The following is a 13,662-nucleotide window of genomic DNA, read 5'->3' on the forward strand; positions in this document are numbered from 1 at the left end:
GTCTCATCCATTCGCTGTGAGCAGCTTAGATGATCGGCAGACCGTGTTTGGATGCAATCGGGATGCTGTTCCGTGCAGTCCCGCCTAGGGCCACTTCGCCTCGGGCGGCATGGAGGACAGGATGGATTTCACATTCCCGCCGGTCTCCAGACCGAATTTCGTGCCGCGGTCATAGAGGAGGTTGAACTCGGCATAGCGGCCGCGGCGCACGAGTTGTTCCTCACGGTCCTCCGGCGTCCAGGTCTCGCCCATGCGGCGGCGGACCAGCATGGGATAGGTTTTCAGGAAAGCCAGGCCGACATCGCGGGTGAAGGCGAAATCCGTATCCCACTCGCCGGTATTGTGGCGGTCGTAGAAAATCCCGCCAATGCCGCGCGGCTCGTCGCGGTGGGGCAGGTAGAAATACTCGTCACACCAGGCCTTGAACCGGGCGTGGAAATCCTTGCCATGCTGGTCGCACACCGTTTTGCAGGCGGCGTGGAAATCCTTCGCATCGGGATGATCCTGGGTGCGGGCCCGGTCGAGCACGGGCGTCAGGTCCATCCCGCCTCCGAACCACCACTGGGTCGTGGTGATGAAGCGCGTATTCATGTGAACGGCCGGGACATGCGGGTTCCACATGTGGGCAATCAGGGAAATCCCGGTGGCAACGAAGCGCGGATCTTCGGCGGCCCCGGGGATCTGCTTGCGGAATTGTTCGGAGAACTCACCCTTCACCGCCGAGACGTGGACACCAACCTTCTCGAACAAGCGGCCCTTCATCAGCCCCATCGTGCCGCCGCCTTCATCCTTGGACCCGTCACCCCGTTTCCAGTCCTCGAAGGTGAATTTGCCCGGCTCACCGCCATAGAGATGGGCGGGGGCCTCGGCTTCCAGCGCTTCGAATTCGGCACAGATCTGGTCGCGCAGATCCTCGAACCAGGCCTGGGCGGACTGGCATTGCAGGTCAGAGCCTGCGGCGGCGGGTTTGGATGAAGTCGTCATGGCGATGTTGTTTAGCGAAGCGCGGGGCGAGGGCAAGTGGGAAGGCGGGTTCAGCCGCCCAGACCCAATTGCCGCGTCATTTCGGCGAGAGCGATTCCCCCGCTGACCGAGACATTGAGGGAGCGGGTCTCCGGGCGAATCGGAATCCGGACGCGACAATCCGCCGCGTTATGCACATCGTCGGGAACACCGGCACTTTCGCGTCCGAAAAGCAGCCGGTCGCCCGGTTGGAAAGAAAATTCCCACAGGTCTGTTGCGCCCTTTGTCGTGAACAGGACGAGCCGGCCGGAAGCGGCCTCAGCGCTTTGTGTGTAAGACGTCCACGAGGCATGGCGCACCGGGGAAATCGAGGCGGAATAATCCATCGCAGCGCGACGAATCCCCTTGTCTGTCAGGGGAAAACCGCAGGGCTCGATAATGTCCAGACCCGCCCCGAAACAGGTCGCGATCCGCATCGACGCCCCGAGGTTTTGCGGAATATCTGGTTGAAAAAATACGATCCGCATTCTAATCCGCGCACAGTCCGGACGTGTCCATGTGCATGCGGCATTGCGCCGCCTACTGGCCAGTGCGTCCGGGAGTAGTTTATACCGCGTCAAACCCCGCGTTGGCGGGCTCGTCAAGTTTGACGTGATTTCTGGGGCAGGGGACGCATCCCGCGGACCCGTAGATGATAAGAGAAGAGGTCGGCTCGTGACGGAAGAGAACGGCGCGCCCGGCGGACAGGGTGAAGAACCAACCCGCCGCGACTTCATCTATATCGCTGCTGGCGGCGCGGCCGCTGTCGGTGGCGGTCTCGTGGCTTGGCCGTTTATCGATCAGATGAACCCGGCAGCGGATACGCTGGCTCTGGGCTCCATCCGTTTCGATACTGCGCAGGTTGAGGAAGGGGCCTCCGTCACTGTGATGTGGCGTGGTGGTCCGGTCTTCGTCCGTCGCCGTACCGAAGCCGAGATCGCGGAAGCCCGTGAGGCAGGCCTGAACAGCCTGCCGGATGATCTGGCCCGAAACGACAATCTGGCGACATCGGCGCCGGCGGTTGATGCCAACCGCGTGCTGCGCCCGGAAATCCTGATCGTCAAAGGCAATTGTACCCACCTCGGCTGCGTGCCGCTGGGTCCGGGTTCCAATACCGGCGATTATGACGGCTGGTACTGCCCGTGCCACGGTTCGCACTACGACACGTCCGGTCGTATCCGCCGTGGCCCGGCTCCGGAAAACCTGCCGGTCCCGGATTACTATTTCGAAGGCGGCGAAGAGAGCACGATCGTCAAGATCGGCCTGTCGCCTGAAGAAGCCGCCTCCTCCGGCTGGCAAGAAACTGACGCTTCGGGAGCAGTGGCATGAGCGGACCCTCGACCTACAAGCCGTCCACCGGCATCGAGAAGTGGCTCGACAGCCGACTTCCGATCATCCGGCTGGGCTATGACAGCTTCGTCGACTTCCCGACGCCGCGGAACCTGAACTACTGGTGGACGTTCGGCGGGATCCTCGCCGTCTTCCTGATGATCCAGATCATCTCCGGTATCGTTCTGGCGATGCACTATGTCGCGCACGAAGATTATGCCTTCGAGAGCGTCCAGCGCATCACCCGCGACGTGCCCTTCGGCTGGCTCATCCAGTCCATGCACGCCAATGGCGCGAGCTTCTTCTTCGTCGCCGTCTACCTGCACATGTTCCGGGGTCTATATTACGGATCCTACAAGGCACCGCGCGAGATCCTCTGGATCCTCGGTGTCGTGATCTACCTGCTGATGATGGCCACGGCCTTCATGGGCTATGTGCTGCCGTGGGGCCAGATGTCCTATTGGGGCGCCATGGTGATCACCAATTTGATCGGCGCACTGCCCTTCATCGGCGATGCGATCCGGGAATGGCTGTGGGGTGGTTTCTCCGTTGGCCAGGCCACGCTGAACCGCTTCTTCTCCCTGCACTACCTGCTGCCCTTCGTGATCGCCGGCGTTGTCGGCCTGCACATCTGGGCGCTGCACGTGCCGGGCAATGGCAATCCGGCCGGTCTGGAAATCAAGGACCCGAAGAAAGACGCTCTGCCCTTCCACCCGTACTACACGGTGAAGGACGGCTTCGCGATCATCGTCTACCTGATGGTTTTCGCCACCTTCGTCTTCTACATGCCGGGTGTGCTGGGCCATGCCGACAACTATATCGAGGCGAACCCGCTCTCGACGCCGGCCCACATCGTGCCTGAATGGTACTTCCTGCCCTTCTACGCGATCCTGCGCGCTGTCACCTTCGACATCGGCCCGATCGACGCCAAGCTGGGCGGCGTGCTGGCCATGTTCGGTGCCATTGCGATCCTGTTCGTCCTGCCCTGGCTGGACACGTCCAAGGTTCGCTCCATGCGGTACCGTCCGCTGACGCGCTGGTTCTTCATCTTCTTCGTCATCGCCGCCCTTGGTCTGGGCTGGTGTGGTGCGAAGAACCCGGATGATCCGGTGCCGCTGCTGGGCTTCAAATTCGTGTACCTGGCGCAGTTCCTGACGCTGTACTACTTCGCCTACTTCGTGGTGATCCTGCCGCTGCTCGGCATCATCGAGAAGCCGAAGGATCGTCCGGCATCGATCGAGGCGTCTGTCCTCGGCAATGACAAGTCCTAAGGGAGCGACGAGATCATGATGACCCGTATTTTCGCCGCTGCCGCTCTGGCTCTTGGTCTGTCCGCCGGCGCTTCGGCGCTTGAGGGCGATGCCCACGCGCCGGAAAAGCATGAATGGCATCACGCCGGTCCGTTCGGCGTCTATGACGACCATGCGGTCCAGCGCGGCTTCCAGGTCTACCAGGAAGTCTGCGCCTCCTGTCACTCGATGAACCTGATGCGTTTCCGCAATCTGGGTCAGCGCGGTGGCCCGTTCGAGTCGGAAGACTTCCCGAACCCGAACGACAACCTCGTGGTGATGCAGATCGCTGCCGGCTATCAGGTCGAGGACGGTCCGAATGAAGATGGTGACATGTTCATGCGTCCCGGCCTGCCGTCCGACGCTTTCGTGGCACCGTTCGCGAACGAGCAGCAGGCGCGTGCGTCCAATGGTGGGGCCTACCCGCCGGACCTGTCCCTGATCGTGAAGGCCCGCGGTGGCGGTGCCGACTACATCCGCTCGCTTCTGCTGGGCTATGAGGAAGCGCCGCATGACGCTCACCTGTCGCCGGGCCAGTACTACAATGCCTATTTCGAAGGGGGCGCCATCGCCATGGCTCCGCCGCTCTCGGAAGGCATTGTGACCTATGCCGACGGTACCGAAGCGACCGTTGAGCAGATGGCGGAGGATGTCGTCACCTTCCTGACCTGGGCCGGTGACCCGCACATGGAAGCCCGCAAGCAAATGGGCCTCATGGTGCTGATCTACCTCTTCATCTTCGCGATCCTGGTCTATCTGGCCTACCGCCAGGTCTGGGCGAATGTGAAGCACTAGGGCCTGAAGCCCGAACCGATTTGAGAAGGGCCGCGAGCGGGAACGTTCGCGGCCCTTTTCGCAAGGGGACCAAGATGACGACCTGGAAACTCGGCATTATCGGTGGCTCCGGCCTCTATGCGCTGGACGGGCTGGAGGATGTCCGCGCGCAAGGCGTGACAACGCCCTGGGGATCACCCTCCGCGCCGCTGACCCATGGACGGCTCAACGGGGTGGACCTCGTCTTCCTGCCGCGCCACGGACCCGGCCATGCCATCCCGCCGACGGACATCCCTTTCCGCGCCAATATCGCGGCCCTGAAAATGGCGGGCTGCACCGACATTCTTTCGATCTCGGCATGTGGCTCCCTGCGTGAGCATCTGGCGCCCGGCCATTTCGTCATGGTGGACCAGTATGTCGACCGCACAGTGGCGCGTGAGCGCACCTTCTTCGGCCCGGGCTGTGTGGCCCATGTGCCGCTCGCCCGGCCCGTCTGTGCGCGTCTGAGCGGACTGGCGGCCGATGCGGCGGAGGCTGAAGGCATTCCCACCCAACGCGGTGGCACCTATCTCGTCATGGAAGGCCCGCAATTCTCCACCCGCGCCGAGAGCGAGCTCTACCGGCAATGGGGGATGGATGTGATCGGTATGACCAACATGCCCGAAGCCCGGCTCGCCCGCGAGGCCGAGCTGCCCTATGCCGCCATCGCCATGGTGACCGATTATGACTGCTGGTATGACGAGGCCGGTGAAGTCGACGTTGCCGAAGTTCTCAAGGTCATGCAGGGCAATACGGTGAAGGCCAAGGCGCTGCTGCTCCGGATGACGGGCAGCCTGTCCGGCCAGGACCGCACCCCGTCACCGGACGGGATCGAGACCGTCCTGGACACGGCGATCATCACCCCGCCCTCCGCCCGGGATCCGAAAATCCTCTCCGACCTCATGGTGGTTGCCGGGCGCGTTCTCTGACGCGACTGGACGGACCCCGCCTGCCGGACCTAGAGTGGCGGCATGACATGTCTGCGCCCCGGTCCCCGACTGGCCTGCCTGCTCCTGCCTCTGCTTGCGCTGATGGCGGCACCGGCCTTTGCGCGCAGCGACGAGGTCAGTTTCACACCCCTCGATGATGCCCAGTACGATGTCTCCCGCGAAAGCGTGGTCCAGCTTCTGTGCTGGCATGACGATCCGACCCAGCTGCATCTCAGCCGGGCGGTCGTGCTGGCCTATCACCCGGTGGGCGCGGAATTCGACCTGCTTCTGGCAACCCGCCATGGCGTCTACGGCTCGCAGGGATTGCGCAATTGCCGGGTGAGGGGGGTTCCGCTCGAGATCGGCGAGATCGTGGCCGTTGAAACGGGGCATCCCGGCACAACAGACACCTCCCAGTTCAGTCAGGACTGGGCCATTCTCACAACCCGCGGGCGTCTGCCGGCCTCTGTTCCGCGTTTGCGCGTCCTGGTCTCGGACAGCCAGCCGGACGGCCAGCTGACCTTCCTGCGACGCCCGGTCGACCAACAGGCCTGCAGCCTGCCGCAGGCGCCGGACTATCTCACCGAGCCCAGCCTGATCTTCCATGATTGCGACCGGCGCCCGGGCTTGTCGGGCACGCCGCTCGTCACGCAGATCGGCGATGAGCCCTATATCGTGGCGCTGCATGTCGGCCAGTATCTGATCCTGGATGGGGAGCGGCAGGAATATGGCGTGGCCCGCCGGGTCAGTGATGATTTTCTCGACGCACTGAACACGGTCCTCGTCCGCGCCGACATTGCGCGCCGTTGACCCCTTTTCCCGCTTCCCGGCCTCGTCCATAAAGACCTCCGAGTGGATGGAGAGGACGACATGCTGCTTCAGCTTGCCGCCGGATTTTTGCTGGCCGGTGCCCAGCCGCAATTCGAATTGCCGCGCCCGGCCGTGGAATGTGCCGAACACCTGACCAATTGGCCGGCGCGCCGGTCTTGCCTGCGTCGTCTCCTGTCCGATGCCGAGGACCAGCTCGAGACCGCTGAGGCAGGAGCTCGCGAGGAAGCGCGCGAGATCGATCTGGATACGGCGGGCCAATTCCACGCCGTCGACCAGCTGGACGCCGCCCAGTCGGCTTGGCTGACCTATCGCGACAGTGAATGCGACCGGCGGGTCGCCCTGATGTTCATCTCCGAGGATTCGCGCGAAGAGATCGGTCTGGACTGCCGGATCAGCCTCACCCGCGCCCGGGCCGGCGAATTGCGGGACATGTAATGACCCGGCCTGTCCTGCACATCGGCAATAAGCGCTATTCCAGCTGGTCCCTGCGGGCCTGGCTGGTTCTGCGCAAGGCTGGTATCGAGTTCGAGGAAAACATGGTGCCCCTGCACGGGGATGATCTGCGTCAGCGATTGTCGGCCCTGTCACCGGGCCATACGGTTCCGGTGCTGGAATGGCAGGGCGGCGTGTTCTGGGATTCCCTGGCGATTGCCGAATGGGCGGCCGAACAGGCCCCCCATCTCTGGCCCCGGGATGCGCAGCAGCGTGCCCTGGCCCGATCGGCAACAGCGCGGATGCATTCCAGCTTCATGGCCCTGCGCGGCCAATGCTCCATGGATCTGGCCCGAACCCCCAAAGCCATCGGGCTGAAGGAAGAGACACGCGCCGACATCGCCACCATCCAGGCGCTCTGGAATGATGTGGCCAGCATGGACGGCCCCTTTCTGTTCGGCACATACTCCATTGCCGATGCCTTCTTTACGCCGGTTGCCGACCGGTTCCGGGCGTATGACATTCCGCTGCATGCGTCGGCGCAGGCCTATTGCGACGCGCTGCTCAGCGATCCCGACTTCCTCGACTGGCGCAAGGATGCGTTGGTGGAGACCTTCCCCTACAGTGAAGCCCAATAAGCCTTCCAGCCCGTGAGCCTGCCAGGATGACAGAGATGGACCTGAAAAAAGCGATCCGCACGATCCCTGACTATCCCAAGCCGGGCATCATGTTCCGCGATGTCACCACGCTGATCGGGGATGCGCGGGCCTTTCGTGTGGCGGTGGATCGTATGGTCCAGCCTTGGGCCGGTGCCAAGATCGATCTCGTTGCCGGGACTGAAGCCCGCGGCTTCATCCTGGGCGGAGCCGTGGCCCACCAATTGTCTGTCGGCTTCATCCCGGTGCGCAAGCGCGGCAAACTCCCCCATCGCACCCTGATCGAGGAATATGAGCTGGAATACGGCCAGGACGCGATCGAGATCCATGTCGACGCCGTCCAGGAAGGCGACCGGGTGCTTCTGGTCGACGACCTGATTGCGACCGGCGGCACGGCCGAAGCCTCCATCAAACTGCTTCAGCGCGCAGGCGCCACGGTGGTCGGCGCCGCCTTCGTCATCGACCTGCCCGATCTCGGTGGCGCCAAACGGATCGAGGCGCTGGGCGTCCCGGTCTCCAGCCTGATCGAATACGAAGGCGAATAGGAAAGGGCGGGACCATGTTTGTCGGCCATTACGGACCCGCCTTCGCCGCCAAGTCCCTGGCCCGCAGCGTGCCGCTGTGGACACTCTTCCTGGCCGTCCAGCTGGTTGATGTCGCCTGGGGCGTGTTCGTTGCCAACGGGATCGAGCATGTCCGCATCATTCCCGGTTTCACCGACTCCAATTCGCTGGACCTCTACGACATGCCGCTCACCCATTCCCTGCCGGCGGCGCTCGCCTGGGCGGTGGGAGCCGGCCTCGTCTACGCGATCTGGGCGCCGCGCGAAAAACGCAGAGGCGGTGCTGTCATCGCGCTGGCCGTTTTCTCGCACTGGATCATGGATCTTCTTGTCCATGTGCCCGACCTGGCGCTCTGGCCGGGTGGTCCGAAAGTCGGGCTGGGCCTGTGGAATAATTACCCACTCGCCCTGGCCCTCGAGTTTTCATTACTTTTCGCGGGTTTTGCGCTCTATCTGCGCGTCACCCGGGCGAAGAATCTCGTGGGTCGGATCTGGCCCTGGATCTTCTTTTTCCTGCTGATCGCGGCCGAGCAGGTCAATCATTCCATGCCCTTGCCAGACAGCATCGCCCAGGCCGGCTATATGGCCACCGCGACTTTCATCCTCATCACGGCCCTCGCCGCGATCTGCGATATCACCCGGAAACCGGCGGACAGCTAGGCGTGAAAGACGGCCGGCACCCGCCCGGGCGCCAGCCTCTCTGTTCTGTCGACGATCAATCCGTGATCAGCTCACGCACATCCTGTGTCACCGCCTCCAGCGAGGGGTGGTGGATATACATCATGTGCCCGGATTCATAATACTCGAAGCGGACGCGGTCCTGAACGAAACCGGGCTGGTTGAACATGAGTTCCGCCGCGAAGAAGGGCGTCGCCAGGTCGTAATATCCCTGGGCCACCAGGACTTCGAGATCCGAATTCTGGCGCATGGCACGGGCAATCCAGGGCGCCACATTGATATAGTTGTTATTGCCCGTGCGGCCGGCATCCCAGTTCCAGCCGCGCACGCCACCGATGGTGGAATAGTATTCGGTGATGTCCACGCCCAGCGAGCGTCCGAAATAGTCCAGCATCGCGGCGGTATAGCTGCCATCAATGCCGTAGAAGCTCGGATCGGTTTCCGGACTGTCGCCGATCCCGTCCACCTCGACACCGGTATAGCGGCTGTCCAGGCGGCCTACGGACAGGCCCTCATCGCGACGCAGCTCACGCTGGAAATGACGCAGGGAGACGCGCATGTTCGCCCGGCGCAGGAAGTCCTCGGAGAGGCCGGTGAAGCGGGACAGGTCGGCGATGACCGCGGCTTCACGCTCGGCCGGCAGGGTAACGCCATGCATCAGGGCCGGCATGTAGTCTTCCACCGCGAACTCCCGGGCAGCGGCCAGGAAGGCTTCCAGATCATTATTCCAGGCGGAACGGTCGACCTTGCCGTGATACCAGGCCGTAGCGGCAAAGCCCGGCATCAGGCCGACATAGCCGATATCATTGCCCGCCGATGTGTCGTCATAGCGGAAATCCAGCACGGTGGAGATCAGGGCGACGCCATTGATCGCCACATCGGTGAAACTGCCTTCCAGCTGGTTCAGCAGCGAGCCGATGCGCAGCGTGCCATAGCTCTCGCCCAGCAGGTATTTCGGCGAATTCCAGCGCTGGTTCTCCGACAGCCAGATACGGATGAATTGGGCCAGGCTTTCTGCGTCCTCATTGACGCCCCAGAAGTCATCGCCGGAGCTTTCGCCCAGGGCGCGGCTCCAGCCGGTGCCGACCGGGTCGACAAAGACGAGGTCGGCGACATCCAGGATGGAATAGACATTCTCGACCACGTCATAGGGGGCCGCACCATCATCGCCGACATCCGGCAGGACGAGGCGCTGCGGGCCGAATACGCCCATGTGCAGCCACAGGCTGGCCGAACCCGGCCCGCCATTGAAGACAAAGGCGACCGGGCGCGTGCGCGGATCGGTCATGCCGTCCGCGATATAGGTGGTGGAGAAGATGGAGGCGGTCGGATTGCCGTCCTCGTCGCGCAGATAGGTCTCGCCCGCAATGGCGCGGTAGCGGATGCGCTCGCCATTGACGGTGACCTGGCCCCGGCTTTCATAGACGCGCGGTTCGGAGGCCGTATCGCTGTCCTGTGCGAGGGCGGGAAGGGTGAGGCTGACGGCGGCGAGGGCCGCGGCAAACAGGCGGATCATGGAATACTCCCCAATCTTGTTCCGGCCGGAGATTAGGGGGGCGGGCAGGCCGGGGAAAGGGCGCGGCTGCAGGCGTCCGCATTCCGCGCAATTGTCTTGGGTCCGGGGGGCAAAATGCGCTAAGGGCAGCGCCATGAATTACCGCCACGCTTTTCATGCCGGCAATTTTGCCGACGTCCTCAAGCACTGCGTTCTCGCGCTGTGCCTGGAACACCTCAAATCCAAGCCCAAACCCTTCCGCGTGATCGATACGCATGCCGGGATTGGCGGCTATGACCTGACCTCCGACGCGGCCCAGCGTTCGCCGGAATGGAAGGACGGGATCGGCCGCCTGCTGGACGCCGACATCCCCGAAGAGGCCGCCGAAGCGCTGGCGCCCTATCTGGACCTGGTGCGTGAGCTCAATCCGGGCGGGATGACGCAATATCCCGGCTCACCGGAAATCTCCGCCCGTCTCTCGCGCAAGGATGACCGCATCCATCTGTGCGAATTGCACGAGGCCGACTCGGTCACGCTGGATGCTCGCTACCGCCGCGATGCCCGCGTGAAGGTGGAACGCCGCGATGGCTACAAGGCGCTGAAATCACTGCTCCCGCCGAAAGAGAAACGTGGCTTGGTCCTGATCGACCCGCCTTTCGAGGATCGTGATGAGCTGGCCCACATGGCCGAGGCCGTGATCGGGTCTTACGGTCAGTGGCCGACCGGCACCTATATCTTCTGGCGCTCCCTGAAAAACCTTTGGGCGGCGGACCGGTTCGACAATGGCCTGGCTGAATGGCTGATCTCGGAAAAGGGTCTGGAGCCGGAAAAGGTCCTGCGCGCTGATCTGTGGATCCGGGACCTTGCCAGCGAGGGCAAGCTGGCCGGTGCCGGTGTGGTCATCGTCAATCCGCCCTTCACCCTGGAAGAGAAGCTGGTGAAGCTTCTGCCCTGGCTGGCCGACACCCTGGCCCAGGGCGATGGCTATGGCTGGCGCGTTGATGGCGCGCTGACCGATGAAGACCTGGAAGACCTCGCCGAGGAATAGGAGCCGATCCGTGAGCTTGCGTTACGCGATTTATGACGTCTTCACCGACACGGCGCTGGCGGGCAATCCGCTCGCCGTCGTGTTCGGGGCCGATGGATTGGACGACATGGCGATGCAGGCCATTGCCGGCGAGTTCAACCTGTCCGAGACGGTCTTCATCACCGAACCGAAGGGCCGCGATGCCGATTATGGGCTGCGCATTTTCACGCCGGTGGATGAGCTTCCCTTTGCCGGTCATCCCACCGTGGGGGCCACTGTGGCCCTGACGCTGGCCTCCGGTGCCGCAGAGGGCGATCGCCGCCGCTTTGTGCTGGAAGAGACGGTGGGCGATGTCACGGCGGACGGGCGGGTGAATGGACCGCGTTCCGGCTCGGCCCGTTTCTTCGCGCCGAAACTGCCGGAACAGGTCGGGGAGCTGCCGGATTTTGGCGCCATTGCCGATGCGCTGGACATCATGCCCGGTGATCTCATGGACACCTCCATCCAGGGCGGAATCTGGTCGGCCGGTGTGCCCTTCGCCATCGTGCCGGTCCGCAATGCCGATGTCCTGGCCGACATCAAGCTTGATCTGGCGGCTTTCGAGACGGCGTTCGGTGGCGAGATGCCGGTCTGTGCCTATGTGGTGGCCAAGGCCAGCGCGACCGAGCACACGACCGATTGGCGGACCCGCATGTTCGGGCCCAATCTGGGTATTCACGAGGATCCGGCCACGGGTGGTGCGGCGGCGGCTTTCGCCGGTCTGCTCGCCGAACAGACCGGTTTGGGCGAGGGGGAGCACGGGATTGCCCTTTATCAGGGCGTCGAAATGGGCCGACCCAGCCTGATCCGCCTGCGCCTGCGCATGGAGGGCGGAAAGCTGGCCGAGCTCATGCTGGGCGGGGATGCCGTGAAGATCGCCGAGGGCGAGCTGCTCGCCATTCCGGGCGAGGACGCCTAGTAGGAATCCTCGGCCTCATCCCAGAACGGGTACCAGGACGGCATGTCCTCGCTGACCCGCATCGGGAAGTCCGGATTGCGTTTCTCCAGAAAGGACATCACGCCCTCCTTGGCATCCGGCCCCATGCCGGCATGCAGGATGCCCTTGGTCTCGACCCGGTGCGCCTGCATCGGACTGTTCTCGGTCAGCATCCGCCAGGCCATCTGACGCATCAGCGAAACCGAGACCGGCGAGCATTTCTCGGCAATCAGCCGCGCGCGTTCGCGGGCCTCCGGCAACAAATCCTCTGCTGGCAGAACCCGCGCCACGAGCCCGCTCTCGAAGGCCTCTGCCGCTGTGAAGGTGCGGCCGGTGAGTCCCCAGTCCATGGCCGTGGAAATTCCGACCACGCGCGGCAGGAACCAGCTGGCACAGCCGTCCCAGACAATGCCCCGCTTGGCGAAGGGATAGGCGAATTTCGCGTCCATGGAGGCCAGGCGGATATCCATCGGCAGGATCATCGTCGCGCCGATCCCGACAGCCGCGCCATTGATGGCGCCGATGACCGGTTTGGCGCTCTGCCAGATGCGCAGATTCAGCGTTCCGCCCATGTCCCGCCATTTCGGGTCATTATCGTCGAAGGTTCCGCTCTGGGCTTCATCGGCCACGCGGTTGAAGGTATCCGCTCCCGTCGACAGGTCGGCTCCGGCACAGAAGGCGGGTTTGTGGCCGGTCACGATCACCGCGCGAACATCATCATCGGCGTCGCTGGCATCAAATGCCGCCTTGATCTCCTCGCCCATCTCCAGCGTGAACGCATTGAGCCGATGCGGACGGTTCAGCGTGATGGTTGCGACGTGGTCCTCGACCTCGTAGCGAATGGTTTCAAACGACATATCGACCTCCCCTTATCATTGCGGAGGAGGCTAGCACCTCGATTTCCGGCTGGCATCCGCTATTGCGGCAGGGTGAAGACGTCCGGGTCGTCCAATGAATTCAGGCTGATTGAATTGAGCTGGGTCCACTGCACGCGTTCGCCAGTATCGAGGTCGAATTTCTCGGTCCGGAAGGCGTAGCGCACACCTTCGATTTCGCGGAAATCGGAATATCGGCTTTCAAACCGGCGCACTTCCGGATCCACCGCAGGGTGGAGGGCGTGGTCGCTGCGGCTGCGCACGACATCATGGGTGTGAGGGTCCAGATAGAGTCGTTCGGCAAACCCGTCCGGATGAACAAGGTCCAGCGTGTCCTGCCCGGTCTCCTCGTCCCGGCCGGCGGTTATGTCCACATCATGGGCGGCGTATTCGTGCAGTCCGTAGACATTGCCCAGAACCCCGCGCCAGAGAATGCGCGCTTCCTCGTCCGTGATCGGGCTGCCAGCCATCCCGCCTTGTCCCATCGACCAGGCAGAGCCTTGGTCCAGCGCTTCGGTGAAGACCCGCTGGCCGTCAATGCTGACATCAATCCGCATATTGCCGCTTCGAGTGGCACGGTAGACAGCCTCGGCCTGCCAGCCTTCATTGATCGTCAGGTGAAGCTCCACACTGTCGACGGCTTCGATGGCGGCTTCACCACCACGCGCCTGCGTATGGGCGTCGATCAGGGCCTGGGTGGCTGCATCGGGCTGTTCCACGAGCAGAACAAGGGCGGCAAGGCTGAGCAAGGACATGGTGTCTCCCTTC

Annotated in this window: 16 protein-coding genes; 11 read left to right on the top strand and 5 right to left on the bottom strand. The window is 63.3% G+C overall.

Translation table 11 applies throughout. The annotated features are described in order from the left end of the window. Positions 1–84: 84 nt before the first annotated feature. Together hemF and I0K07_RS10100 are read right to left on the bottom strand one after the other, a co-directional pair. The gene (gene hemF, locus I0K07_RS10095; protein ID WP_203292975.1) at positions 85–984 is read right to left on the bottom strand and encodes an oxygen-dependent coproporphyrinogen oxidase; all 900 of its coding nucleotides are present in this window, start codon (positions 982–984) and stop codon (positions 85–87) included. A gap of 50 nt (positions 985–1,034) precedes the next feature. Then, positions 1,035–1,490, bottom strand: coding sequence for a tRNA (cytidine(34)-2'-O)-methyltransferase (locus I0K07_RS10100; protein WP_203292977.1), 456 nt, complete (start codon positions 1,488–1,490; stop codon positions 1,035–1,037). Positions 1,491–1,677: 187 nt separating this feature from the next. On the opposite strand from I0K07_RS10100, the gene petA reads away from it, so the two are divergent. From petA to I0K07_RS10145, 9 genes are all read left to right on the top strand, one after another. Then, on the top strand, positions 1,678–2,331 hold the full coding sequence (petA, locus tag I0K07_RS10105) for a ubiquinol-cytochrome c reductase iron-sulfur subunit (RefSeq protein WP_203292979.1): 654 nt from the start codon (positions 1,678–1,680) through the stop codon (positions 2,329–2,331). Then, on the top strand, positions 2,328–3,602 hold the full coding sequence (locus I0K07_RS10110; RefSeq protein WP_203292980.1) for a cytochrome b: 1,275 nt from the start codon (positions 2,328–2,330) through the stop codon (positions 3,600–3,602). Before petA ends, I0K07_RS10110 begins: the two co-directional genes overlap by 4 nt. Before the next feature lie 15 nt (positions 3,603–3,617). Continuing rightward, the gene (locus I0K07_RS10115; protein ID WP_238934756.1) at positions 3,618–4,415 is read left to right on the top strand and encodes a cytochrome c1; all 798 of its coding nucleotides are present in this window, start codon (positions 3,618–3,620) and stop codon (positions 4,413–4,415) included. A gap of 74 nt (positions 4,416–4,489) precedes the next feature. Then, the gene (locus I0K07_RS10120) at positions 4,490–5,362 is read left to right on the top strand and encodes an S-methyl-5'-thioadenosine phosphorylase (RefSeq protein WP_203292982.1); all 873 of its coding nucleotides are present in this window, start codon (positions 4,490–4,492) and stop codon (positions 5,360–5,362) included. A gap of 42 nt (positions 5,363–5,404) precedes the next feature. Continuing rightward, a complete protein-coding gene (locus I0K07_RS10125) occupies positions 5,405–6,172 on the top strand; it encodes a trypsin-like serine peptidase (RefSeq protein ID WP_203292984.1) in 768 nt (255 codons plus the stop codon). Positions 6,173–6,232: 60 nt separating this feature from the next. Next, positions 6,233–6,628 (top strand): lysozyme inhibitor LprI family protein, encoded by a 396-nt coding sequence (locus tag I0K07_RS10130; RefSeq protein WP_203292986.1) that lies wholly within the window; start codon positions 6,233–6,235, stop codon positions 6,626–6,628. Next, positions 6,628–7,263, top strand: a complete 636-nt coding sequence (locus tag I0K07_RS10135) for a glutathione S-transferase family protein (protein ID WP_203292988.1) — start codon at positions 6,628–6,630, stop codon at positions 7,261–7,263. Before I0K07_RS10130 ends, I0K07_RS10135 begins: the two co-directional genes overlap by 1 nt. A gap of 26 nt (positions 7,264–7,289) precedes the next feature. Then, complete coding sequence (locus tag I0K07_RS10140; protein ID WP_420828484.1) at positions 7,290–7,826, top strand: adenine phosphoribosyltransferase; 537 nt, start codon at positions 7,290–7,292, stop codon at positions 7,824–7,826. A gap of 14 nt (positions 7,827–7,840) precedes the next feature. Continuing rightward, positions 7,841–8,503 (top strand): hypothetical protein, encoded by a 663-nt coding sequence (locus I0K07_RS10145; RefSeq protein ID WP_203292991.1) that lies wholly within the window; start codon positions 7,841–7,843, stop codon positions 8,501–8,503. 55 nt (positions 8,504–8,558) lie between these two features. On the opposite strand, the gene I0K07_RS10150 is transcribed toward I0K07_RS10145, so the two are convergent. Continuing rightward, on the bottom strand, positions 8,559–10,037 hold the full coding sequence (locus I0K07_RS10150; RefSeq protein ID WP_203292993.1) for a S10 family peptidase: 1,479 nt from the start codon (positions 10,035–10,037) through the stop codon (positions 8,559–8,561). Positions 10,038–10,170: 133 nt separating this feature from the next. Here I0K07_RS10150 and I0K07_RS10155 point away from each other — a divergent pair, with 133 nt between their 5' ends. Next, the gene (locus I0K07_RS10155) at positions 10,171–11,064 is read left to right on the top strand and encodes a 23S rRNA (adenine(2030)-N(6))-methyltransferase RlmJ (protein ID WP_203292995.1); all 894 of its coding nucleotides are present in this window, start codon (positions 10,171–10,173) and stop codon (positions 11,062–11,064) included. A gap of 10 nt (positions 11,065–11,074) precedes the next feature. Then, a complete protein-coding gene (locus I0K07_RS10160) occupies positions 11,075–12,001 on the top strand; it encodes a PhzF family phenazine biosynthesis isomerase (RefSeq protein ID WP_203292997.1) in 927 nt (308 codons plus the stop codon). On the opposite strand, the gene I0K07_RS10165 is transcribed toward I0K07_RS10160, so the two are convergent. Beyond that, positions 11,998–12,876, bottom strand: a complete 879-nt coding sequence (locus I0K07_RS10165; protein ID WP_203292999.1) for an enoyl-CoA hydratase-related protein — start codon at positions 12,874–12,876, stop codon at positions 11,998–12,000. The genes I0K07_RS10160 and I0K07_RS10165 overlap by 4 nt on opposite strands. A 59-nt stretch (positions 12,877–12,935) precedes the next feature. Then, positions 12,936–13,649 (bottom strand): hypothetical protein, encoded by a 714-nt coding sequence (locus I0K07_RS10170; protein ID WP_203293001.1) that lies wholly within the window; start codon positions 13,647–13,649, stop codon positions 12,936–12,938. Between the last annotated feature and the right edge of the window lie 13 nt (positions 13,650–13,662).

Source organism: Maricaulis parjimensis (assembly GCF_016817355.1).
Classification (GTDB): Bacteria; Pseudomonadota; Alphaproteobacteria; order Caulobacterales; family Maricaulaceae; genus Maricaulis; species Maricaulis parjimensis.